The sequence below is a fragment of the Enterococcus sp. RIT-PI-f genome (genome assembly GCF_001297065.1).
In the GTDB taxonomy this organism is placed as follows: Bacteria; Bacillota; Bacilli; order Lactobacillales; family Enterococcaceae; genus Enterococcus_D.
The window spans coordinates 1-22,871 of record NZ_LHOX01000001.1 but is presented as its reverse complement, the minus strand read 5'-3'; the positions used below and the strand labels follow the sequence as shown (position 1 = coordinate 22,871).

Annotated in this window: 23 protein-coding genes and 2 pseudogenes; 21 read left to right on the top strand and 4 right to left on the bottom strand. The window is 37.8% G+C overall.

The window, feature by feature from the left end; all coding sequences use genetic code 11:
• Positions 1-7: 7 nt before the first annotated feature.
• The 4 genes and pseudogenes from AEQ18_RS00110 to AEQ18_RS00100 all read left to right on the top strand — a co-directional run bounded on the left by AEQ18_RS00110 (position 8) and on the right by AEQ18_RS00100 (position 2,129).
• On the top strand, positions 8-319 hold the full coding sequence (locus tag AEQ18_RS00110; protein ID WP_054114336.1) for a carboxymuconolactone decarboxylase family protein: 312 nt from the start codon (positions 8-10) through the stop codon (positions 317-319).
• Between the two features lie 3 nt (positions 320-322).
• Positions 323-1,486 carry an MFS transporter gene (locus AEQ18_RS00105; RefSeq protein WP_054114335.1) on the top strand — a complete coding sequence of 388 codons (1,164 nt, stop codon included), beginning with the start codon at positions 323-325 and terminating at the stop codon, positions 1,484-1,486.
• Positions 1,487-1,591: 105 nt separating this feature from the next.
• Positions 1,592-1,726: pseudogene (locus AEQ18_RS15285) on the top strand (Txe/YoeB family addiction module toxin); the annotation flags it as partial.
• A 103-nt stretch (positions 1,727-1,829) separates the two neighbouring features.
• Positions 1,830-2,129, top strand: a complete 300-nt coding sequence (locus tag AEQ18_RS00100) for a rhodanese-like domain-containing protein (RefSeq protein ID WP_054114334.1) — start codon at positions 1,830-1,832, stop codon at positions 2,127-2,129.
• 655 nt (positions 2,130-2,784) lie between these two features.
• Here AEQ18_RS00100 and AEQ18_RS00090 read toward each other — a convergent pair.
• Positions 2,785-3,624 carry a hypothetical protein gene (locus AEQ18_RS00090; RefSeq protein WP_054114332.1) on the bottom strand — a complete coding sequence of 280 codons (840 nt, stop codon included), beginning with the start codon at positions 3,622-3,624 and terminating at the stop codon, positions 2,785-2,787.
• 347 nt (positions 3,625-3,971) lie between these two features.
• Here AEQ18_RS00090 and AEQ18_RS15280 point away from each other — a divergent pair, with 347 nt between their 5' ends.
• The 14 genes and pseudogenes from AEQ18_RS15280 to AEQ18_RS00035 all read left to right on the top strand — a co-directional run bounded on the left by AEQ18_RS15280 (position 3,972) and on the right by AEQ18_RS00035 (position 15,611).
• Positions 3,972-4,133: a hypothetical protein gene (locus tag AEQ18_RS15280; protein ID WP_235505451.1), complete on the top strand. Its 162-nt coding sequence runs from the start codon at positions 3,972-3,974 to the stop codon at positions 4,131-4,133.
• A 128-nt stretch (positions 4,134-4,261) separates the two neighbouring features.
• Positions 4,262-4,357 carry an NUDIX domain-containing protein gene (locus tag AEQ18_RS15840; RefSeq protein WP_160316038.1) on the top strand — a complete coding sequence of 32 codons (96 nt, stop codon included), beginning with the start codon at positions 4,262-4,264 and terminating at the stop codon, positions 4,355-4,357.
• 42 nt (positions 4,358-4,399) lie between these two features.
• Positions 4,400-4,543 (top strand): hypothetical protein, encoded by a 144-nt coding sequence (locus AEQ18_RS15835; RefSeq protein ID WP_160316037.1) that lies wholly within the window; start codon positions 4,400-4,402, stop codon positions 4,541-4,543.
• A 158-nt stretch (positions 4,544-4,701) separates the two neighbouring features.
• Positions 4,702-5,301 (top strand): hypothetical protein, encoded by a 600-nt coding sequence (locus tag AEQ18_RS00085; RefSeq protein ID WP_152911850.1) that lies wholly within the window; start codon positions 4,702-4,704, stop codon positions 5,299-5,301.
• 18 nt (positions 5,302-5,319) lie between these two features.
• Complete coding sequence (locus AEQ18_RS00080) at positions 5,320-5,523, top strand: hypothetical protein (RefSeq protein WP_054114330.1); 204 nt, start codon at positions 5,320-5,322, stop codon at positions 5,521-5,523.
• 392 nt (positions 5,524-5,915) lie between these two features.
• A complete protein-coding gene (locus tag AEQ18_RS00075) occupies positions 5,916-6,323 on the top strand; it encodes a (deoxy)nucleoside triphosphate pyrophosphohydrolase (RefSeq protein WP_054114329.1) in 408 nt (135 codons plus the stop codon).
• Between the two features lies 1 nt (position 6,324).
• A pseudogene (locus tag AEQ18_RS00070) lies at positions 6,325-9,200 on the top strand (DUF3427 domain-containing protein).
• A 730-nt stretch (positions 9,201-9,930) separates the two neighbouring features.
• Positions 9,931-10,461 carry a PTS glucitol/sorbitol transporter subunit IIC gene (gene srlA / locus AEQ18_RS00065; RefSeq protein ID WP_054114328.1) on the top strand — a complete coding sequence of 177 codons (531 nt, stop codon included), beginning with the start codon at positions 9,931-9,933 and terminating at the stop codon, positions 10,459-10,461.
• Positions 10,462-10,473: 12 nt separating this feature from the next.
• Positions 10,474-11,484 (top strand): PTS glucitol/sorbitol transporter subunit IIB, encoded by a 1,011-nt coding sequence (srlE, locus tag AEQ18_RS00060; protein WP_054114327.1) that lies wholly within the window; start codon positions 10,474-10,476, stop codon positions 11,482-11,484.
• A 26-nt stretch (positions 11,485-11,510) separates the two neighbouring features.
• A complete protein-coding gene (locus AEQ18_RS00055) occupies positions 11,511-12,602 on the top strand; it encodes a zinc-dependent alcohol dehydrogenase (RefSeq protein ID WP_235505450.1) in 1,092 nt (363 codons plus the stop codon).
• A complete protein-coding gene (locus AEQ18_RS00050) occupies positions 12,599-13,600 on the top strand; it encodes a 2-hydroxyacid dehydrogenase (RefSeq protein ID WP_054114325.1) in 1,002 nt (333 codons plus the stop codon). The genes AEQ18_RS00055 and AEQ18_RS00050 overlap by 4 nt, the downstream gene beginning before the upstream one ends.
• Positions 13,601-13,605: 5 nt before the next feature.
• Positions 13,606-14,010: a transcriptional regulator GutM gene (locus AEQ18_RS00045; protein WP_160316036.1), complete on the top strand. Its 405-nt coding sequence runs from the start codon at positions 13,606-13,608 to the stop codon at positions 14,008-14,010.
• Complete coding sequence (locus tag AEQ18_RS00040) at positions 13,985-15,241, top strand: NAD(P)H-dependent oxidoreductase (protein WP_054114323.1); 1,257 nt, start codon at positions 13,985-13,987, stop codon at positions 15,239-15,241. Before AEQ18_RS00045 ends, AEQ18_RS00040 begins: the two co-directional genes overlap by 26 nt.
• 16 nt (positions 15,242-15,257) lie before the next feature.
• Entirely contained in the window at positions 15,258-15,611 is a 354-nt protein-coding gene (locus AEQ18_RS00035) for a PTS glucitol/sorbitol transporter subunit IIA (protein ID WP_054114322.1), read from the top strand.
• 205 nt (positions 15,612-15,816) lie between these two features.
• Here the strand turns inward: AEQ18_RS00035 and AEQ18_RS00030 are convergent, their stop codons facing one another.
• Entirely contained in the window at positions 15,817-16,542 is a 726-nt protein-coding gene (locus AEQ18_RS00030; RefSeq protein WP_054114321.1) for a MurR/RpiR family transcriptional regulator, read from the bottom strand.
• 129 nt (positions 16,543-16,671) lie between these two features.
• On the opposite strand from AEQ18_RS00030, the gene AEQ18_RS00025 reads away from it, so the two are divergent.
• Genes AEQ18_RS00025 through gtfA form a run of 3 tightly spaced genes read left to right on the top strand, consistent with a single transcriptional unit; the run spans position 16,672 to position 20,809 of the window.
• On the top strand, positions 16,672-17,952 hold the full coding sequence (locus AEQ18_RS00025) for a PTS sugar transporter subunit IIC (RefSeq protein ID WP_054114386.1): 1,281 nt from the start codon (positions 16,672-16,674) through the stop codon (positions 17,950-17,952).
• Positions 17,953-17,954: 2 nt separating this feature from the next.
• Positions 17,955-19,367 carry a glycoside hydrolase family 1 protein gene (locus tag AEQ18_RS00020; RefSeq protein WP_054114320.1) on the top strand — a complete coding sequence of 471 codons (1,413 nt, stop codon included), beginning with the start codon at positions 17,955-17,957 and terminating at the stop codon, positions 19,365-19,367.
• Positions 19,367-20,809 (top strand): sucrose phosphorylase, encoded by a 1,443-nt coding sequence (gtfA, locus tag AEQ18_RS00015; protein WP_054114319.1) that lies wholly within the window; start codon positions 19,367-19,369, stop codon positions 20,807-20,809. Before AEQ18_RS00020 ends, gtfA begins: the two co-directional genes overlap by 1 nt.
• 378 nt (positions 20,810-21,187) lie before the next feature.
• Here gtfA and AEQ18_RS00010 read toward each other — a convergent pair whose 3' ends face one another.
• Positions 21,188-21,724, bottom strand: coding sequence for a hypothetical protein (locus AEQ18_RS00010; RefSeq protein WP_054114318.1), 537 nt, complete (start codon positions 21,722-21,724; stop codon positions 21,188-21,190).
• A 551-nt stretch (positions 21,725-22,275) separates the two neighbouring features.
• Positions 22,276-22,623 carry a GNAT family N-acetyltransferase gene (locus tag AEQ18_RS00005; RefSeq protein ID WP_082348556.1) on the bottom strand — a complete coding sequence of 116 codons (348 nt, stop codon included), beginning with the start codon at positions 22,621-22,623 and terminating at the stop codon, positions 22,276-22,278.
• Between the last annotated feature and the right edge of the window lie 248 nt (positions 22,624-22,871).

Below are 22,871 nucleotides of genomic sequence, written 5' to 3'. Positions count from 1 at the left end.
ATTTATGATGAAAAAACAAACAGCTGGCAGAGAGCAACTAGGCGAATTCGCCCCACAATTTGCAGCATTGAACGATGATATTTTATTTGGAGAAGTCTGGGCAAAAGAAGACACCTTGTCTGCCCATGACAGAAGTATGATCACCTGTGCGGCACTTTTGGCAATGGGTGCCCCACAACTGGAGGCACATTTGACGATCGCAAAAACCAATGGTGTGACCAAAGACGAAATCGTTGGGCTGATCACACATTTGGCTTTTTACGCAGGCTGGCCAAAAGCTTGGAGTGCCTTTGCATTGGCAAAAGAAATCTTCGAATAATCAATGGCGCAACTAAGGAAGATTTCTTTATTGTCCGTTTCTTTATTGGTTGTTTCAGCAGGGGCGATCGCCGGAAATATCCCAGCGATCGCTCAGGCTTATCCTACCGTTAATGAAACGTTGATCGAACTTTTGACAACGATCCCTTCATTATTTATTATCTTAACCATTCTTATCAGTCCCAAAGTCGCGCAACGCATCGGCTACAAACGAACTGTCCAAGTAGGGATTGGCATTGTCTGTCTGGCAGGCTTACTGCCAATGGTGACAACCTCCTTCACTAGTCTTTTCTTAAGCCGGATCCTCTTTGGCGTTGGCGTGGGGCTATTTAATCCGTTGCTTTATACGATAGCTGCCGGTTTATATTCGGGCGGTCATCTGGCGACAGTCATTGGATTGCAAAGTGCCTTTGAAGGTATTGGTGGGATGCTGATCACCTTTTTGGTTGGCCAATTATTGGTCACTGGATGGCGCTATTCCTTTATGGTCTACGCCCTAGCCATACCAATTCTTTTTCTATTTGGTTTGTTTGTACCTGACATCAGACCAACCACATCCAATGAGAAAGAAGCCAAGACAGGGCCAACGATTGATCGGACACTGATCTATTATCTGATCTTGCTTTTTCTGGCAGTGACTGTCTATATGTCGATTGCGGTAAAGGTCACGGGCTTGCTCTATGATAAAGCGATCGGGGATGCAACAGATGGTAGTAATTTATTGGCGTTCATCGGGTTCGGTGCAATGACAGCCGGCATGGTATTCGGCAAAACAGTCCGTATCTTTAAGGAATGGACGATTCCCGTGTCATTCTTAGGAATGAGCATAGCGCTCCTGCTTTTAGCGCGTGCACCAAATCTCTGGATCGCCTCTCTCGCAGTCATCCTATGCGGCTTCTCCTTCCGAACCTTCGTCCCGTATGTCTTTAATGAAGTCAACCAAAAGAGTCAACAAGCCACAGCTCAAACAGCGCTGCTGCTGATCTTCTTCAATATCGGGACTGCTGCCACACCACTCACAATCGCCTATCTGCAACATCTATTTCCTTTCTTGCACCAGTCAGGCTTGTTTTATGGCGGGGCTGTGTTGATGCTGGTGTTGGGTGGCGTTGTGGTTGTGGGGAATGTTGGCTTTATGATAGGAAAAAATGATTCAAGGAAGAGATAGAAAAAGGTCGCTTACTTTAGCGTAGAATATAATGTACAATAAAGGTGAATTTACCACACATGATTTAATTGAGGCAGAGATGGAAAGGTAAGGCGTGGATACCCTTTTCTAGGAAAACCAGAACCACTAAAATATGATCTATCTGGAAAATGGTCCAGAAGAATTACAGATGAGCACCGGCTGATTTATAAAGTTGAAAATGACACAATTTTTATTTACTCGGCAAAAGATCATTACTGAAACAAGCAAACCCACATCCAGCGATGTGGTTTATTGCAGTTCAATTGACAAAAAGCCACTTCACCTGTTAAATAAAGCCACAAGACATAAAGGAGTGGCAAAAATGTTCCCATCAATCAGCAATGACGCATTTTATCAAAAAAGCAAACAAACACCTTTAACGATCATCGATGTACGAGAAAGCGATGAATTTACAGAAGGACACATACCCCAGGCAATCAATCGGCCATTGAGTATATTGGTGGAAGAAATCGACTCATTTGAGAAGGATAAAACGTATTATATCGTTTGCCAGTCCGGCGGGCGTTCGTCGCAGGCTTGTAGTTATTTGAGCAGTGAAGGCGTTCGAGTGGTGAATGTTTTAGGCGGGATGTCTGAGTGGCAAGGTGAGATTAGTAGGTAAATAAAAAACATGAGCGAGTGAAGAGCTCATGTTTTTTTGTGCTATGAACGGAAATAAAGTTGCATTCAGAATGACAGTTTAGTACAAATTAGTCTGAATTCACTTGTTGCCTCATCTGAACTTTTATGCGATCCGAATAATTTTGTGTTTGCAGTCAGTAACGATCGTTGGATCAAATTCATAACGCCGCTCATAGTGTTTCTAATAAGTTTAAAAAAATTTTACTTTTCGATTCTTTATTTAAACCGTCTGAGAAATGTTCCTGATCGAGAAGTTTTTGTTGGTGGTCTAACAAAGACTGCAGCTGATCCTTTTGTTGTAATTGAGCAAACGGCTTCGTTTCTATACTTTCAGTACTATCTGGGTCAGTTACCTCAAACGTTTCTAGTAACTCGGTACGTCCTAGCTTGTAAGAAAGGTGCAACATCCCCGACCATAGCAAAGTCTTGAATCCTTCGTTAATTCACTTACTTAGGTCTGTCACTTACTAACTTGTATAAAAAGATCAAAATAATTGTTGTTTTCACAATTGAAAAAACAAGAACAAACCAAGAATTTGCACGTATTGAATGTCCAAAAAAATAATCTACAAATGTTACGACAATAAACCAAAGAACCACAGCTACTAACCATATTTTCTTGAATTTTTTCATAACTACCACAACTCAATCCAACCGTTATTACGGATCTTATCTCGTGCATCTAACCACTTCGCAAATTTTGCTCCTGGATCTAAGACAGTCATAAGAAAATCCCAAATATAAACTGCATATACCCCAACAGCTGCACCAAACCAAGCAATTATTCGCGCTTTTACTCTGCTCTTAAAATAATTTCTGACATATGATACTCCTTTTTTCTTTATAAAACTCCATATTGTACCAAAGCCAGCACCAGCAACAATAAGAGTAATTGTTGTGTTAGTAACAGAAGCTAGTAAACTCCTAGAAATCCATCCATGAGAAGCCGCCAAAACATCTTCACCTGTAATAGGATCTAGAGGAGACGAGTGATTTTCATCAATTTCTTCCAACAAAACTTTCGAACCTGCTTCTATATCTTGATAAACCTCACTTGACGAATCATAAAAATCTAGCATTACTTGAACATATGAGTCCTTATCTTCTTCGGTAGGCAAATTTATTTTATCGGCTTCTTGTACTACAAGATTTGTTAAAATCGCTTCTTGTTCAGAATTCATTTGTTGTATATCAAATTCATCAGAATCATACTCCGAAAAAGCTGTAGCCAAATCTTCCTGAAAAACATCTTCTTCTAAAGATAATGCTTCTATTTTTTCCTTTGCTAAGCTTTCTATTTCCATATCTGTAGGAACATCAACAACTTCCTCTGAAATATCACTTGCCAAAGCAACACTTTCAAGGATTGATTCACCAGATTCATGCTGAACAAACAAATTTACAGGAAATCCTGACAAAATTACAGATATACTCATCATTCCAATCATACCCTTCAACCAAGTTTTCTTTTTCATTAACGCACCTCGTTTTTAGTTTAGATAATAAAAATATACTTTATTGTGAAAAAAATTACAATAGATAATTTCTGTTTCAATTCAAGATGATTAAAACTTCCACCTTGTTTTTCAAGCATAGGGATGTTGTAGTGTCCTCATTGTTAATGCAGGTCCTAAAAATTCCAATACAATACGTGGGACGGGAAGGGTTTGTCGAGTACGTTTTATGAATATATCTCAAAATACAAAGCCCACTAAGGCTACATGGGCAGGTTTAGTTACTATCGAATAAACAGATTTGTGCTATACAAATTTTGAAAAGAATATATATATTGAGAGTATCAAAGGAATAGGAGGGTTTATTTATGAAGAAATTTCCTAGAACAGTTTTTGTAGGACTGACATTAACAATTTTTATGGTTATTGCATTCGAAGTAAATGTTCAAGCTGAGGCTGGTCCAGTTTGGTCAACAGTTTCTTTTACTGTGACAAAAGTGGAAGAGCGGATACAGCTGTTTGGAAATTGAAACCAAATGCTAGTATAGTACAAATTAACTCTAAATTAACTTGTTGCCTCATCTGAACATTTATGCGATTCTAAATAAGAAGAATACTCTCAAGTTAAGAGGGATATCTGAAAAGGAAATACAAGTAGTTGGCGCGACCATTAGCGAACCTGTGGGAATTTTCTGGTGGCAAGATCGAACAAGATGAAACTAAAGTGCAAGCGCTTAGACGTGAGTTAGCATAAGAACTTAGAATACAAGTAAGCATTCAAGAGAAAGACTTTGAATTGTGTCGTAATGAATATGATTTTAGTTTCGTCAATCTAACGACCTTTATTTGTGTATTAGGTGAAGTAGCGCCACAATTAACAGAACACATACAAGTAAAAAGTGATATCAAAGATGTGCGCTCTCTGATTGACACCATGTAAACCAATGATTGCTTATAAAAATAGTAAAATCATGAGATATTTGTTTCATCAAACAAGGAAGGAAGATTTTATTTATTAAAATGGCGTAATTAAGTTTATTGTTTGGTTTATCACTATTCATATTTGGCGTAAACCTTGCTAGTGCAGAAGAGTTAAACGTGGGTGATTCACATCAGATTCTTGTTACCAATGAAGATTTTAAAGTAAATGAAAAAGAAATAGTTCAAGATTTTTTAAATAATGAGAACATTGATGAATTAGTAGTTATCAATCCAGAATTAGCTACTGATGAGATCTTATCACCTGATGAAAGTGCAGAAGAAAGTATACAAACTAGAGCTGGAGTCACCAGGTATAAAGTGAATAATGTGAAATCTGGTTCTAATTATACCGGAGGGCAAATTGCTATAGCAGTAGGTGAACCTGATATTCCATTGTCTATAAATCAAACAAAGTCAGTATCCACAACGGTAAGTGCGAAGTTTGGAGCAAGTAATAAATTAATCTCTGGGGAAGTAGGATGGAGTGTTACTGGTAGTACATCAATTTCAATTATTGGCGGTCCGTATACAGTACCCAAAACAGTTGGAAAGAAAAAAGTTAAGAATTGTTCTTTAATTGCTAAGACAGTTTATAAAACGAAGACATTTGATGTTCATAAGATGCCCTGGAATTCATTCCAATGGAGTAAACAAGGAACTGGGACTATAAAAAAAGCTTATGGTGTTTCATTTAGTAAAAAATTTGTATATAAATAGACCTGAGGAGGTTTCTTAATGAAAAAAACAATAGGAATTCTATTATTAGTTGTTGGTGTGCTGATACTAATATTTTTAAATAACTTTATTGAGCCTCGTTCTTTTGAAGATATGCCCACAACGGAGTACAATATAAGAATGAGTATTAATGCAGCTAGATATTTAATTATGGCATGTATATTGTCTTTTTTCGGCATTAAACTAATTTTAAAAGACCTCTAATAATACATGGATTTATGGAATACATCTTTGTTTAATTATTGATCCAATGGAAAAATTTATGTGTCAAATTAAAGAAAAAGGATATATCTTGTGAAAAAGAAAAGATAAAAATTTGTATCGGTCATCCTCAACAATTTTTTGATAGAATCATTCATATAGCATATCGTCCTCTTAGTTGGTTATTTTGTCGTGATTTAATCGTAAGAGAGAACGATATGTTTTTTGATATCTAAAATGAAACTGGGCCTGATTTTTTGTGAACTAAAAATGGAAATAAATTTGCATTCAAAATGATAGTGTATTACATATTAGCCATGAATTAACTTGTTGCCTCATTTGAACTTTTATGCGATCCTAATAAGAAGAATACTATCAAGATAAGAGGGTTATATATGAAAAAAGAAATACATGTAGTTGGTGCGATCATTATCAAAAATGGGAAGATTTTATGCTGTCAAAGAGGACCTGAAAGATCATTAGCGAACCTGTGGGAATTTCCTGGTGGCAAGATCGAACAAGATGAAACTAAAGTGCAAGCGCTTAGACGTGAGTTAGAAGAAGAGCTTAGGATACAAGTAAGCATTCAAGAGGAAGACTTTGAATTTTGTCGTTATGAATATGATTTTGGTTTCGTCAATCTAACTACCTTTATTTGTGCATTAGATGAAGGAGAGCCACAATTAACAGAACACATACAAGTAAAGTGGCTATCACCTGAAGAATTGCAGACAGTAGAATGGGCACCAGCAGATGTGCCAACTGTTGAAAAATTAATGAGATATGATGTAGGGAGCATATAAAATGGAGTATTTAGAGCGGGCACTGCAAAAAGCATTCATCGATAAGACAATAGCAAGTGACAAACTGAATCCGAAATTTATTGTGAATAATCCTGAAAAAAAAGACTATTTATTAACGACGTTACACCAAGAAATGAATAGCTGTCAGTCCTTCTTTATTTCAGTTGCTTTTATTACACAAGATGGTCTAAATGCAATCAAAGCGCAACTTGCAGATTTAGCAGAAAGAGGAATTGCTGGAAAAATTTTAACATCAACGTATCTAGGTTTCAATGAACCGAAAGCATTTGCTTCGCTGCTAAACATTCCCAATGTCGAAGTAAGAATCTCACCTAAAAAAGGTTTCCATTCTAAAGGTTATTTATTTGATAAAGAAGACCATAAAACCTTTATTATCGGTAGCTCAAATCTAACAATGTCCGCTTTAAAATTAAATTATGAGTGGAACGTCAAACTTACTTCCAACGATAATGGTGAGATGATCTCAACAATAGAAGAACATCTGATTCAAGAATGGGAAGCGGCTGTTCCCTTGACCCGTTAATGGGTAGAAAACTTTGAAGAAAATTATCAGGGTCTTAAAGTAACAAAATGGATTGAGGATATTCAACAAAAATCATACCCACCTTATGTGGTCCCAAATGAAATGCAGAAGCAAGCGCTAAATAATCTACAAGAGTTAAGACAAACCGGCGCTAAAAGAGGATTAGTGATTTCAGCGACAGGTACAGGTAAAACATATCTTGCCGGCTTTGATGTGCATCAATTTAGTCCGAAGCGTATGCTGTTCATTGTACATCGAGAACAAATTTTAACAAAAGCAATGGCATCGTTCAAAAAAATTATCAGTGGTGATGATGCAGACTTTGGTATTTTATCAGGCAATTCAAAAAATACGTCGGCTAAATATTTGTTTGCAACAATTCAAACTATTTCTAAAGATAGTTATCAAAACGAATTAGGTGCCGATGCATTTGACTATATATTAATTGATGAGGTCCATAAAGCTGGAGCCAGCTCATACAGGAAAACAATCGATTTCTTTCAGCCGGAATTTTTGTTAGGCATGACAGCGACACCTGAACGGACTGATGGGTTTAATATCTTTGAATTATTCGATTATAATATTGCCTATGAGATACGTCTACAGCAGGCATTAGAAGAAGATATGCTATGTCCTTTTTACTATTTTGGCGTTACCGATTATGAAAAAGATGGTCATGTTATTGACGAAACATCTGATTTGAATTATTTGATGGATCAGGAAAGAGTTGATTTTTTAATTCAAAAAATTGACTATTATGGTTGCTCAGGTAATGTACCGAAAGGGCTAGTTTTTTGTAGTCGTAAAGAAGAAGCACAGAGAATGGCAGAACTATTTACACAAAGGGGGATTCCAAGTGCCTATCTTACTGGCGATCACAATTTAGAAAAACGTGAGCAAGAGGTTCAAAAACTTGAAAATGGCAAAATAAATTATATCTTTACAGTCGATATTTTTAATGAAGGGATAGACATACCCAAAATTAATCAAGTAGTGATGCTAAGAAATACCGAATCAAGCATTATTTTTATCCAGCAACTTGGACGAGGATTAAGAAAACATCCGTCCAAAGAGTTTGTGACCGTCATTGATTTCATTGGGAATTATAAAAATAACTATATGATTCCAATGGCATTATCGGGAGACAATTCTAGAAACAAAAATAACATTCGTAGAGATACTGTTGATGTCACTTATATTTCTGGATTATCTTCCATTAACTTCGAAAAAGTAGCTAAAGAACGTATATTCAAATCAATTGATCAAGTGCGCTTAAATACGTTAGCGGATTTGAAGGATAGCTTCTACAAAGCTAAACATCGCTTAAATCGTGTACCCTATCTACTGGATTTTGAAAAAATGGATAGCATTGATCCATTAATTATCAGCGGGAAAGAAAAAACGTATTATCATTTCTTGAAAAAAATAGGTGAAGCCGAAGGTGAAATATCAGAAGCAGAGAACTTAGCATTACGGTTCGTTTCAGTAGAACTGTTGCTAGGGATTAGACCTCATGAATTGTTGCTTATTGACCAATTCATAAATACAGAAAGAAATAACTTAACATTTTCTGAAATGAAGCAGCTGTTTGATGGACTGAATGTGTATTATACGAAAGACACGATCGAATCAGCAGTCCATGTTTTAGATCTTTCTTTCTACGAAAAAGGAACTAGGAAAAGCTATCTAGCTTCGAGAATGTTTACATTAACTGATCGGGGATTAGCGGTTACAGATAATTTCAAATCATACCGTCAGAATCCTTATTTCCTTAAATTATTGAAAGACTTGGTAGATACTGGATTAGCCAAATCGCAACGATATGATATAACCAAGCCGCTTAACCTTTATGAGAAGTATCGGCGAAAAGATGTTTTACGAATGTTAAATATGGAGTTTAAATATAATGAACAGATTATAGGTGGTTATACTCATAGCAATCAACATTTCGCTATATTCGTTACACTGCATAAAGGAAAAGACTTTAAAGGTTCATTAATGGCGTATGAAGATGAGTTCATTGATGAGAGTACTTTCAAATGGTTCACCAAATCACCAAGAACATTGGCTTCACAAGAAGTTCAGATTTTAAAAAATGCAGATGACTGGCATATTCATTTATTTATTAAGCGAAAATATAATAATAAAGACAATGAAACAGACTTCTATTATTTAGGTGAATTAACACCAATTGAAGAAACGATTCAGCAATTACAAAAACCTACGACCGATGGAAAGCTAAAAAATGTAGTTGAATTAGAGTTAAGTTACAAGATCCAGTAGAACCAAATTATTATGAGTTTTTGACACAAAGCAGTGAAGAAGTAGAATAAAGCATGGAAATCTGCAAAGCCCAACCGCTGTGCAGATTTTTTTGTTATTTTTACCCCTCCCTTATATATGCACCCCAATCCCCATGTTATTAAACCCCTCACCGCAAATGTTCCCCTTGCAAACCTAAACCGCTTTCAGATAAACTAGTAAGCGAATAGAAACCAAAAAAATAGGCACTTCGTAAGGTGTTGGCGCACCTATACGAAGCCCTGACTAGTCACCAACTATACCGGAATGACCAATCAAGTTGCCATAGTTGATACCCGTAGGCATCAACGTGTTTATTGTACCGAAAAAGCGGATTCATTTCTAGTGGTTTTCCACCTTTTTCGTGAAAAAAATACGTGCTGCTATACGCTTATTTCGCTATTTCACAGGCATTGGACACCCGTCCAGTGCCTTTTTGCTTTGTTTGATAAAGGATAGACGATTTGAAATGAATGATGGGTATACCCTCGGTACCAGCGCAGTACCGCAACGTCTTTTCTAGTCTCAGCAGCTGCCAACTACTGAGACCGCAAAGCACATAGGTGGCACGAAAATAGGCAGTCATAGTTGAACCAAGGCATAGGTATAATTTGAAAATATACACGTCGCACCAACTTGTGCCACCTATCGCTGAAATAAGCATCGGGATCAATCTTCTGATCCTAGATAAAGAAGGGCAGTTTTTGGTTTCTATTCGTTTGATTGCACAGTACAGCAGTTTATCTAAGAAGGAGGAACGAAATGGATTTTTTAGTCACATTATCTGACCATTTTATTGGCATGTTTGAATCCGGGGCAGAAACCTTTATGGGTTTCTTGACTGGTATCATTCCCTTGCTGATTACCTTGATATTATTCGTCAATGCTCTTGTTAAAATTATTGGAGAAGACCGTGTATTTGGTTTTATGCAGAAATGCACCAAGTTCTTCTTTTTACGTTACACCTTGATTCCGTTTCTTGCTTGCTTTTTCCTTACCAATCCGATGTGTTATACATTTGGCCGTTTTCTCAAAGAAGAGCACAAGGCGGGGTACTATGATGCCACTGTGTCTATGTTGCACCCTATTGTTGGTCTCTTTCCTCATGCCAATTCGGCTGAATTATTTGTGTACTTAGGTGTAGCCGCCGGTTTTGGCGAGGTTGCAAACCAAAGCGAATTGGCTTTGCGCTACTTGTTAGCCGGTTTTGTCATTATTTTGATTCGCGGCATGATCACCGAGAAGATTGCCCAACTGTTGGCCCGGCGAAATCAGAAACAAGCAGTTGCTTAAGGGGGAGAATGAATGGTTAGAGCAGTAAAGATTCACAAAGGAAAAGGCGGCTGGGGCGGTCCATTGACCGTTATCCCAGACGAACAAAAGAAATATGTCATCAGTGTCACGGGAGGTGGGATCCATCCGGTTGCCCACAAGTTAGCAGAAATGACCCATACGACGGCCGTTGATGCCTTCAAAAATCCGGTAGCTAAAGAAGAAACACTTGCGGCAGTTATAGATTGTGGTGGAACGGCTCGATGCGGTACATACCCGCGGATGCGGATTCCAACAGTCAATGTCAAACTTCAAGCGCCCTCGGGACCATTGGCTAAATTTATGACAGAAGATATTTTTGTGTCGGGAACAACCATCAATGATCTGGAAAGCATCACGATCGAAGGCGAACCAAGCAACCTGCATCAACCTGAGGACACAAGTAAAACCCCAGCAATTGACACATCTGAAACAACAGTGACCGTAAAAGCAGAAGAACAGCCCGTCAAAAATAAAGGTGTGATTGGCTTCATTGACAAAATCGGTCGAATCGCAGGGGAGTTCATCAATATCATGTATCAAGCAGGTCGGGAAACCATAGATACGGTCATGACCAATATCTTGCCGTTTATGGCTTTTGTCGCAACGTTGATCGGTATTATCAATTATACGGGTATTGGCGATTGGATAGCTGTGGGACTTTCTCCGTTAGCTGGCAGCCTTCTTGGATTAGTTGTCTTAGGTTTTATTACCAGTCTGCCTTTCCTATCACCGTTATTGGCGCCTGGGGCAGTCATCGCAGCAGTCATCGGTTTGCTGATTGGTACTGAAATAGCCAATGGGAATATTCCGCCTCATTATGCCTTGCCAGCGCTGTTTGCTATCAATTCACAAGTTGGTTGTGACTTTGCGCCTGTTGGAATGACCTTAGGAGAAGCAGAACCGGAGACGATTACGACCGGCGTACCTGCTGTATTGTTTTCAAGGTTGATCACAGGGCCATTGGCCGTGGGCATTGCCTATCTATTTTCTATTGGGTTGTAGCATGACAAGAAGAAAGAACGAGGGAGATGAAGATGATGTTGCCAGAAACATGTCAATTTGGTTGTTTGGTTGCGCAGGGAAAGATGGAAGTACGGACATTGCCTCTGCCAGAGATTCAGCCAGATGAACTTTTGGTGAAACAAGAGGTGTGCAATATCTGCACAACGGATTATCAACAATGGCAAGGATTACGAGAACACCAAGGCTATCCTATGGCAGGTGGTCATGAATGTACCGGCATTGTGATGGCCAAAGGCGAGGCAGTTGAAGACACCTTCAATATCGGCGATCGCGTAGCCGTGGTTTATGATTATTGCGGGTATTGCCAAGCCTGTAAGCAAGGGGAAGTCACAGGCTGCGAAAATATTCAACAATTTGGCAAAAACTACTCAGGTACGTACTATGGGATCTTCGGGTTTGCAGATTACTTTGTCCGTAAAGCGCAATCCTTCGTCAAATTAGATACTGACTTATCGCCTAGTGAAGCAGCCTTTGTAGAACCGTTGTCTTCCGTTGTCCAAAATCTCAACAAGTTACGCTTGAGAGGCGGTATTGATACAGTTGTTGTCATTGGTGGTGGCACAATGGGGCTATTGAATGCTGAGACAGCAAGAGCTTTTGGTGCCCGAGTCATTGTCTCAGAAATTATGCCCAAAAAAATAGCTACCGCACAAGCCATGGGATTCGAAACCATCACTGCCAACGCAGAAGATCCCATTCAAGCAGTAAAGAATCGAACCAATGGGCGGGGGGCAGATGTAGTGATTGTCGCAGTGGGTGCCACGATTGCCAATAATCAAGCCCTTCAAATGGTTAAAGCCAAAGACGGCAAAATCTCTTTATATGCTGCAGGTTACCCCGCACCGGAGATGGAGATTGATTCCAACACAATCCATTATCGGCGGTTAGAGCTGGTTGGCACGTATGGATCAACATTGGCGGACTTTGCAACTGCCGCCTTCTTGCTAAATACCAAACGTGTGGATGTATCAAAATTAGTGGAGAAGCAATTTCCGTTGGGGCAAATCCATGAAGCCTTTGTCTGTGCCAGTACCCCAGGTAGTTTTCGTGTCTCCGTTGTGATGAATCAACCAGAGGAGAAGGAGGAAGGGAAATGAAATGTTTGGCTATCGCCGATTTATTTATCGATCCCAAAATGATGAAAGCCGGCTTAACCGACTTAGTTGAAGCCGGCTTCGACATTGATATCAAGATGTGGCACCATTCATCTTTAGATAATCTGCAAAAAGACAATATAACATTGGAACAACAAGGAAGTGACGCAATTCCATTGCCAGAAGCCCTATTAGAAGGAATTGACCAATACGACTGGATCATCACTCAATTCGCACCCATCGGAAAGACTACCTTAGACAAAGCGACAAAGGTAAAGGGTGTAGGTGTCTTACGTGCTGGCATTGAGAACGTTGCTGTCGAGTATGCTGCGTCTAGAGGTATTCACGTAATCAACACCCCGGGGCGCAGCGAAACCAGTGTGTCGGAATTCACTATTGGCTTGATTTTATCGGAAATACGCAATATTGCCAGAGGACATCAGAAATTACAAGACAATCAATGGGTCAAAGCGTATCCAAACGGTATATTGGCCCCTGAATTGAAAGAATCAACGATTGGTTTGATTGGCTACGGTGCGATTGGACAGAGAGTGGCCAATTTATTACGACCATTTGGTGGAAAAATCATCTTTTATGATGCGTATTACAATGGAGCAACAATCGATCAGCAAGTATCGCTGTCGTATCTGATTGAGCAAGCAGATATTATATCGATGCATTATCGATTGACCGAAGAAACAAGAGGTATGTTGAACCATACACATTTTTCCAAAATGAAAGCCAATGCAGTTGTCATCAACAGTGCCAGATCAGGACTAATTAGTGAGCCAGACCTGATTGAGGCATTACAGAACCAAAGGATTGCTGGAGCTGCAATCGACGTCTTTGAACAAGAACCTTTGCCAGCAGATCACCCATATTTGTCACTGGACAACCTGACGATCACACCACATATTGCGGGATCCACATACGGTAATTTTGCCAATTCACCAAGAATTTTGGCCAAGCGGATAGTGAATCTATTGGCTGAAGAAAAATGAGCCAAATGCCATTCATCATCGTTATACTCGTCGTCATGTCCATGCGAATCTCTATGACTGCATGGCAATGGCGTAACATACAAACGCATATCAAACAAACACAGGCGCAATACAAAACAGGCTACCTAGCAATTGGCCAGCATAAGGGACTTATTCGATCCACAATCGTATTGTTGGTGGTCGATGAAAATGAGAAGGTCGTTTGTCTGCAAGCTATGCGAGGCATTAGTATGTTTGCACGATTCAAAGAACTACCAGAATGGCACGGAGAATCCTATCTGTCGCCATGTCAATCAGTTAGTAAAACAGAACAAAAAGCCATAGCACAGGCGAGAGAACAAGTGAAAAGAGAAGTAAATCGACAAACAATAGGGGGAAATAGACATGACACTTTATCAACAATTAATTGAACGCCAAGCAGCTGGCAATCCAATCAAAGTTGGCGTAATCGGTGCAGGACAAATGGGCAGAGGGATGATTGCGCAAATCGCATCGATTCCAGGCATGCAAGTCACAGGAATCAGTGATTTATTTCTAGATCAAGCACGTCACGCAAAAGAATTATATACGGCTTCGTCAGAAGACAAGCATAGTGTAATGATTGCTTCTGATTACAAAGAAATCATCCATGATCCCCAGACAGAAGTCATCGTGGATGCGACAGGTGTACCGGAAGTTGGTGCGAAAATAGCCTTAGAAACATTAATGGCTAAAAAGCATTTGGTTTTGCTGAATGTCGAGGTCGATATCACGATTGGCCCATTGATGCATCAGCTTTACCAAAGCGCTGACTTAGTGTATACCGGTTCAGATGGAGATGAACCAGCTGCTATTGTCGAGCTTTTTGAGTTTGCGCGTTCGATGGGCATGGAAGTGTTGGTTGCCGGCAAAGGCAAAAACAATGCCTTGCAAATCCATGCCAATCCAACGACAGCAGCCAAAGAAGCAGAGTCAAAACATATGGCGGCACATATGCTAGCTGCCTTCCAAGATGGAACCAAAACAATGGCAGAAATGAATCTACTGTCCAATGCGATTGGCTATGTGCCAGATAAAACCGGCATGCATGGTCTATCAGGTGATTTGGATACGGTAGTAGCGGATCTTGATTTACAAACAAATGGTGGCGTACTTAGTCAATTCGGAGTGGTGGAGTATGTCGATGGACTTGCACCCGGCGTCTTCGTGATTGTGAAAGGGCAAAACCAAGAAGTCTCAAATGAGCTGAACTATCTCATGAAAAAAGGGCAAAGAGATCATCACATTCTCTACCGACCATATCATTTAGCAAGTTTAGAAACACCACTAACAATTGCCAAAGCAGTCTTGCAACAAGACCATGCTATCGTACCACAAGGCGGACCTATCTCTGAAACCGTTGCTGTTGTAAAGAAAGACATCGCCGCTGGAGAGATATTAGATGGGATTGGCGGCTATTGTGTACGTGGGGTGTTAGAAACCCACCAAGACATGACCGACAATGGACATATTCCCATTGGCTTGATTTCTGGTACAGTCGTGGCCAAACGGTCTATTTCTGCTGGCACATTCATCACAGAGGAAGATGTGACTTTAGACCAAAGTACAACGGTATGGCAATTGCGTCAGTTACAAAATACGACATTCAAATCATCCAAGTAGAAAAGAGGGGAAAGTGATGAGCAAATGGACGATCACCTCAATCGGTTCTTTGGTAGATGATTTTTTAGAAGAAGGAATCATCATTCTCTTTGGACCGGAAGCTACTCCAGAGCTCCAAGAGATTTCCATTGTCCATGATGGCATCAAAGGAAAGGCACCACAATTATGCGAAGGCGGCCAAATAGTGATTGGCACGATGACCTATCACATCAAAAAAGTCGGCGAGCACGCGAACCAAAGTTTGAATGAACTAGGACATGTTTCTTTGTATTTTCGAGAAACAGATGGTGCTGACCTCCCTGGCTCAGTAGTCATCGAACCAGATTGCCCACCTGAAATCATGGTGGGAGATCAGATTTTGGTGAAGTAGTTATCTTAGACTTTGCCATGTTTTTCAGTAATAATTCACGTGAAAAAGCCAGACCGATTGCGAAGAGGTCTGGCTTTTTGTTGTTCAGTGCTCAAAGGTATTCTGTTTCCTAGACAGATTGCATCAAGAAATTCAATACGTAGACAAAGAAAGGTGTGTATTTACTGTTGCGTTAAATAGGACCATATACTTTTGACTAGAAGCGTTAATGCGCTTTTTGTTCCATCAACTTATTGCCTAACATTTCAATAATGAGCATGACAGGTAATTGAGTGGTCATGTCAATTTCATTATTTTTATTATAAGTTATATAGTAGGGAAGAACGTAATCAGATATTTTGGATAATGTTGATTGATCATAGTTCGTGATGCTGAGGACGGTAATATCTTTTGCTTTTAAGGGTTGTAAAATACGTATAGTATTATCAATTTCACCTGAAACAGAGAGAACGACCAAAGTCGCTCCACTAAAAAGAGGAACTTTGCTGTGAAAATAGGGATCATCGATCACAAGATTTATTTTTCCAGTGTTTGCAAAATAATTTGCCGCATATTTACAAATTCCAGCAGATGCACCAAATCCTAACCAAATAATCCCAGTTGATTGTTGAAGAATTGTTGCGGCTTCCTCAATCTTTTTTTGAAAGTCCGATTCAGTATATTTGTTTAAGAATGACATATCTTGATAAAACGAATGAAGAGAAACCAATTCTTTGTTATTTTGAGAATAAGACAATTGTAATTTGAATTCAGAATAACCAGTATAACCAAGTGAACGACAAAATCTTAAGATAGTAGTTGTTGAGACATGTGTGTGATTAGCTAATTCTTGGATAGACATATTCGCAACGTCTTTAGGATGCTCGATAATGAAGTTGTAAATCATGATTTCTAATTCACTAAAACGATTGATTTGTTCAATGGTAAACATTATATTCATTCCTTTTATTTTTTTTGATGTAATAAATTACAATAGCCAGGGAATCGGTTCCGCTTTCTTTAAAACTATTATAAACTATATTTAAGAAAGGAAGCGATATCATTGAAAAAGAAATTATTTATGTTTATGAATGAGAAAGTAGTACCAAAAGCATTGAAATTTGTCAATATGAAAGGAATAGTCGCACTAAAAGAAGGGATATTATTTACTTTACCACTATTAATGATTGGATCAGTTTTTTTATTGATTTCCAGCTTTCCTTATCAACCGGTTGTAGATATTATCAATGAATTGGGTTGGATGGAAGCGTTTAACCAAGTTAGTGGAGCAACATTTAATATAAGCGCGATTGTTGCAGTTGTAGGGATTGCCTATTCCTATGCAAAAAATGAGAAAGTAGAACCACTTTCTGCCGGATTCTTAGGACTTGTTTGCTTTTTGATTACTCTGAGAAGTACAGTATTGTCTGAAAGCGGTGATGTGGTTTCAAATATTGTTAATAAATCTTGGACTTCTGGTCAAGGGATGATTGGAGCAATCATCATTGGTTTAATTGTAGGTGCTGTCTATAGTTGGTTTATCAAGTCTGGAATTACGATTAAAATGCCAGAAGGAGTACCAACAAATGTAGCTAGTTCGTTTGCAGCGTTGGTACCAGGAGCGGTATTAATTGCAGGATCAACTATTGTATATCAAGTTTTTGCTTCGTTTGATACGACGTTTATTGAGTTTATTTATCAAATGATTCAAGCCCCAATGCAAGGCGTAACTGATTCTCTATTTGGCATCATTTTGTATTGTACAATTGCTACTATCTTTTGGTGGTTTGGTGTCCATGGAGGTTCCATTGTGACAGGTATCATGGGTGCTTTGTTACTGTCGAATTTAACGGCGAATCAAGCACTTGTTGATAGTGGACAAGCGTTAACTGTTTCAAATGGTGCATTTATTGTAACAGATCAATTTACAGCTATTTTTATTAACTTAACAGGCACAGGAACTACCTTTGGGTTAGTGCTGTTTATGGCATTTTTTGCGAAATCTAAACAACTAAAAGAACTAGGGAAATTATCTTTTGTTCCTTCAATTTTTAATATCAATGAACCAGTTATTTTTGGAACGCCGATTGTTATGAACCCGTTTTTGTTTATTCCTTTTGTCTTAACACCAACATTAGTCGGTGTATTAATGTATGGCGCTATTTACTTTGGATTGGTACCACCGTTTAGTGGGGTTACTGTTCCATGGACAACACCTGCGGTTATTTCTGGATTTTTATTAGGTGGGTGGCGTATGGCCTTATCACAAGTTATCATTTTAGCTTTGTCATTTGCTATGTATTTTCCATTCATAAAGAAAGTAGATAAGATGAATTTATTGATTGAAGCGAAGGAGAAATAAAGATGGAATATCAAAAATATGCCACTTTCCCCAAAGATTTTTTGTGGGGAGGCTCAACATCTGCCTATCAAGTTGAAGGAGCTTATAATATCGATGGGAAAGGTTTATCCGTTCAAGATACCAAAGATGTCACACCAGGTACGACTGATTTTAAAGTAGCGAGTGACCACTACCATCGATATAAAGAAGACATACAATTATTTGCCGAAATGGGATTTAAAGCATACCGTTTCTCAATTGCTTGGACACGGATTATTCCAAATGGTACCGGAGAAGTGAATCAAAAAGGAATTGAATTTTATAGTCAATTAATTGATGAATGTCTGGCGCATGGAATCGAGCCAATTGTGACAATGTATCATTTTGATTTACCAGATGCTTTGAATCAAATAGGCGCATGGAGTAACCCTAAAACTTCGGAAGCTTTTGTGCACTATGCGAGGGTATTATTTGAAAAACTAGGCCATAAAGTAAACTATTGGTTGACTATAAATGAGCAAAATATGATGATTCTTCATGGAGCAGCTATTGGTACGGTCAATGAAAAGGTATCGAATGTTAAAAAAGACTTATATCAACAAAATCATTACATGCTTCTTGCTCAAGCAAAGGTAATGAAGTTGTGCCATGATTTGTGCCCGCATGCCAAAATTGGTCCAGCACCCAATATTTCAGAAGTCTATCCGGCGACATCGAATCCTAAAGATTTTATTGCAGCTCAAAATTTGAACGCGATTCGAAATTGGTTATATTTGGATGTGGCAGTTTATGGTCGCTATAATCCTATAGCTCTTTCTTACCTGAGAGACCGTGGGTATGCGCCAAAAATTACACCTGAAGATATCGCTGTGTTCAAAGCTGGGAAACCTGACTTTATCGCATTTAATTATTATAATACATCCACCGCATCTCACAGTTCTTTTACAGATGAAGTAGTCGGTCCGGATGATGGCGATCAGCAGATTGAATTAGGAGAAAAGGGCGTGTATAAAGCCGAGTACAATCCTTATTTAGAAAGAACTAATTTTAATTGGGAAATAGATCCTGTAGGGTTTAGAGCAACATTACGGAGTGTGTATGAAAGATATGGATTACCCATCATGATTACTGAAGATGGATTGGGTGAGTTTGATGAGTTGACAGAGGACAAAAAGGTTCACGATACCTATCGCATTCACTATTTAAAAAATGAAATTGCTGAAATGAAACTAGCGATATCCGATGGTGTTGAAGTATTTGGTTTTTGTCCTTGGTCAGCGATAGACCTTGTCAGTACACATTCTGGCGTGAAAAAAAGATATGGATTTATTTATGTTGATCGTGACGAATTTGACTTGAAAGAAATGAAACGCTATAAAAAAGATAGCTTTATGTGGTATCAAAAAGTGATTGCAACGAATGGAGAAGACCTTTAATGGGAATAAATAATAAGGTAATGTTGATTACTTATGCAGATAGTTTAGGCAAGAATTTATCTGAGTTAACTGTGGTATTAGATCGTTATTTTTCCGAAGCAATTGGGGGTCTGCACCTATTACCGTTCTTCCCTTCTTCTGGTGATCGGGGCTTTTCACCGAGGGACTATACGACAGTGGATTCTGGGTTTGGTACGTGGGAAGACATTGAAGCTTTGGGTGATCAGTACTACCTCATGTTTGATTTTATGATTAATCATATTTCAAGAGAATCTCCTTTTTTTCGAGATTTTCAAGAAAAGCACTTAGATTCAGCATACAAAGATATGTTTATTCTAAAGGATGAATTCTTTCCTGTCGGTCGTCCAACCAAAGAGGATATTGATTTAATATATAAAAGAAAAGATAAGGCTCCTTTTCAAAAAGTGACCTTTTCAGATGGCCAGACAGCAGAGGTCTGGAACACTTTTGGAGAGGATCAGATTGACTTAGATGTCACAAGCGATACTACAAAAACATTTATAAAAAAGACCATTTCTGAGATGGCGAGTCATGGATGCTCGTTGATCCGTCTAGATGCATTCGCTTATGCCATAAAGAAATTGGGTACATCTGATTTCTTTATTGAACCAGAAATATGGGATCTGCTAAAATTTGTGGAAAAAGAAGCAATCAAGTATAAAGTAGATTTGCTTCCAGAGATTCATGAGCACTTTACGATTCAACATAAAATTGCAAAGCATGATTACTTTATTTATGATTTTGCGCTACCCATGGTTACTTTATATTCCTTATATAGTGGGAAAAGTGAACGGTTGGCAGCGTGGCTTCGTCAAAGTCCAATGAAACAATTTACTACTTTAGATACACATGATGGAATCGGCGTTGTTGATGCAAAAGATATTTTGGCAGATGAAGAGTTGGTATATACTTCTGAAAAATTATATCAGATTGGTGCGAATGTAAAAAAAATATACTCAACTGCTAACTATAATAATTTAGACGTCTATCAAATCAATAGCACTTATTACAGTGCCTTAGGAAATGATGATGCAAGTTATTTATTGGCGCGCGCGGTGCAATGTTTTGCCCCAGGTATTCCACAGGTCTATTATGTTGGCTTGCTTGCTGGAGAGAATGATATAGAGTTGTTGGAACAAACCAAAGAAGGTCGGAATATAAACCGTCATTATTATGACCTAGTAGAGATTGCCAATCAGGTAGAGCAGCCGATCGTTCAGAACTTGTTGAAGCTTCTAAAATTTCGAAATACAGAATCTGCATTTGATTTATCTGGATCAATTGAAGTAGAAACACCTTCAGAGAATACAATACACATTACGCGAACGAATCTTGAGACGCTTGAACAAGTTCGCTTAGAAGCGAATCTAAAAACCAAAGCTTTTCAAATTTTCAAAGGAGATACATTGGTATTATTTTAGGTTTCTGATGCAGGAAATAATGCCTTTTGTATTAAAGATCCTTAGGACGTATCAATACGATAGATGTTATCAAGACCTTTTAGAATATTTAAGGTCTTGATTTTTTTATCCAAATTATTTATAAACTGATTAGATGGTATGTTTTTTAGTGCATGTTTTAGATTTTCTATTAAAAGAAAAAAAGAGAGCTGATCAATGGTACTCCATTCAGAGATATCGATCAGGCTCAAATGGGAGAAATTAAATAGTTTGAAACTTACTATAACACAAAACGTATACATTCTACCTTAGGTGATCAATCTCTCAGAAACCTTGAAAAACCATAGAATTAATAGATATTGGGATAGATGGGTTTATGTTAAGTGATGTGCTAAATAACTATTTTTTAATTTCAGAATTCAATATATTTATTTTGCGTAATTTAGGATCTAATTCTAGATAAAACTGGTTATCCCAATTTGTAAGCTCACTACAAGCTATTTTTAATTTATTATTAGACCAAGATGTGAACTCAATTAAATCCATTTCTATTGGACTTTCAATTAATACCTTATTACTTAGTGGCAATTGAATTATCTCAATTTTATACTCATCTGAAATTAGAAAATCTCCCGATATTTCGTCTACTGTTAGATTTTTATATACCTCATTGGCTTCATAATCAACAAGAGTACTGTTAAGACTGTTCATTTCATATAAATAATCTGAAGTAAGAATCAATATACTTTTGTGTTTTTTAGAAAAAGAAATCCCTCTAGGTGCGCCTCTAAAGACTCCACACCACGTATTAAAATCTTTTTCTATAAATTCAACATAAGTCCAATCAGATGAATTCCAATTACTCTCTACATCAAAAATTGTCTCTTTGTATTTGCCTGAATATGGCTGCTCAATTAGTTTAGATTCTATTATCATCCTGATCACCTCTCAAAATTAGACGTATACTTGCTACTTATTTTAACAAATAAAAACAGCTTAGCATAAACCAAGTTATGTTGAATCTGATTGGTTTTAAGAGAAAAAAAGCAAATGCTTAAGAACTACTAAGAGACCTCAAAATAAATCTGAGCGCTCTTTTGGATCAGGGAATATATACTAGATTTCAAAAAAATGTCAATCTTTTTTTGAGAAAAGAAATAATCAAGTATGTTGGTTGGATGAGAGCGATGCTGAATATGAGGCAGAAGAATTAACTTGGGATTATATTGAATAAAGCAGGGAAAGTTCCGAGTATTAAAATAATAGATTTACTTGTATTTTAGTGCGTCTCTAAAGACTATAAGCAAGTGCCAACCATTCAGATTAACATCAGATTAATTATTACAATACTTTCGTATTAGTATGGGATACTGAAAGTTTTTTTTACTTAATTTATAGTTTTTTTTGAAAATACAGATAGATATATTGGTTAAGACAAAAAACGGATGGTTCAAATTAGTACAAATTTATAAAAAAATAGTAGAAAATCAAAAATTTTTATAGGGGTTAATTTGTTTTCGCATCAATACTTCATCATGCCATTCCCCCATTTTAAATCCCAATTTTTCTAAACGTGCAATTTCTATGAAATTGCTCTTTTTATGAAATTTTAAGCTTGCTAAATTACTTGCTGTGATAGATGCTAACATTTGAATAATACCTTGGTCTGTTAAAGCCTGTTCTAAATAATCATATAATTTTGAACTTCCCCCTTTTTGATGATGATGCGGATTCATATAAATAGTTAGCCTTACTGTTTTCTCATAAGCTTTTTCATAAGAGTATTTCGAGGCATAGGCGTATCCTAAACATATATCATTATCGGTATAAGCAATAAATCCAGGTAAGCAGTTTAACTCGTTTCTTAATTCCTTCGAAAATTATGCTTCATTTGGTTTTTCATATTCAAATGTAGCTGTGGAATTAGCTATATAATAAGAATAAATTTTATAGATACGTCGATTGTAAAATTAAGCTAGACAACTAAAAAGATCATTTGTGCTACACTCAAAATAGTTCCGACCAAAGAATTATTAAGGAGTGAGTACAAATGACCTACACCCATCTTACAACAGACGAACTA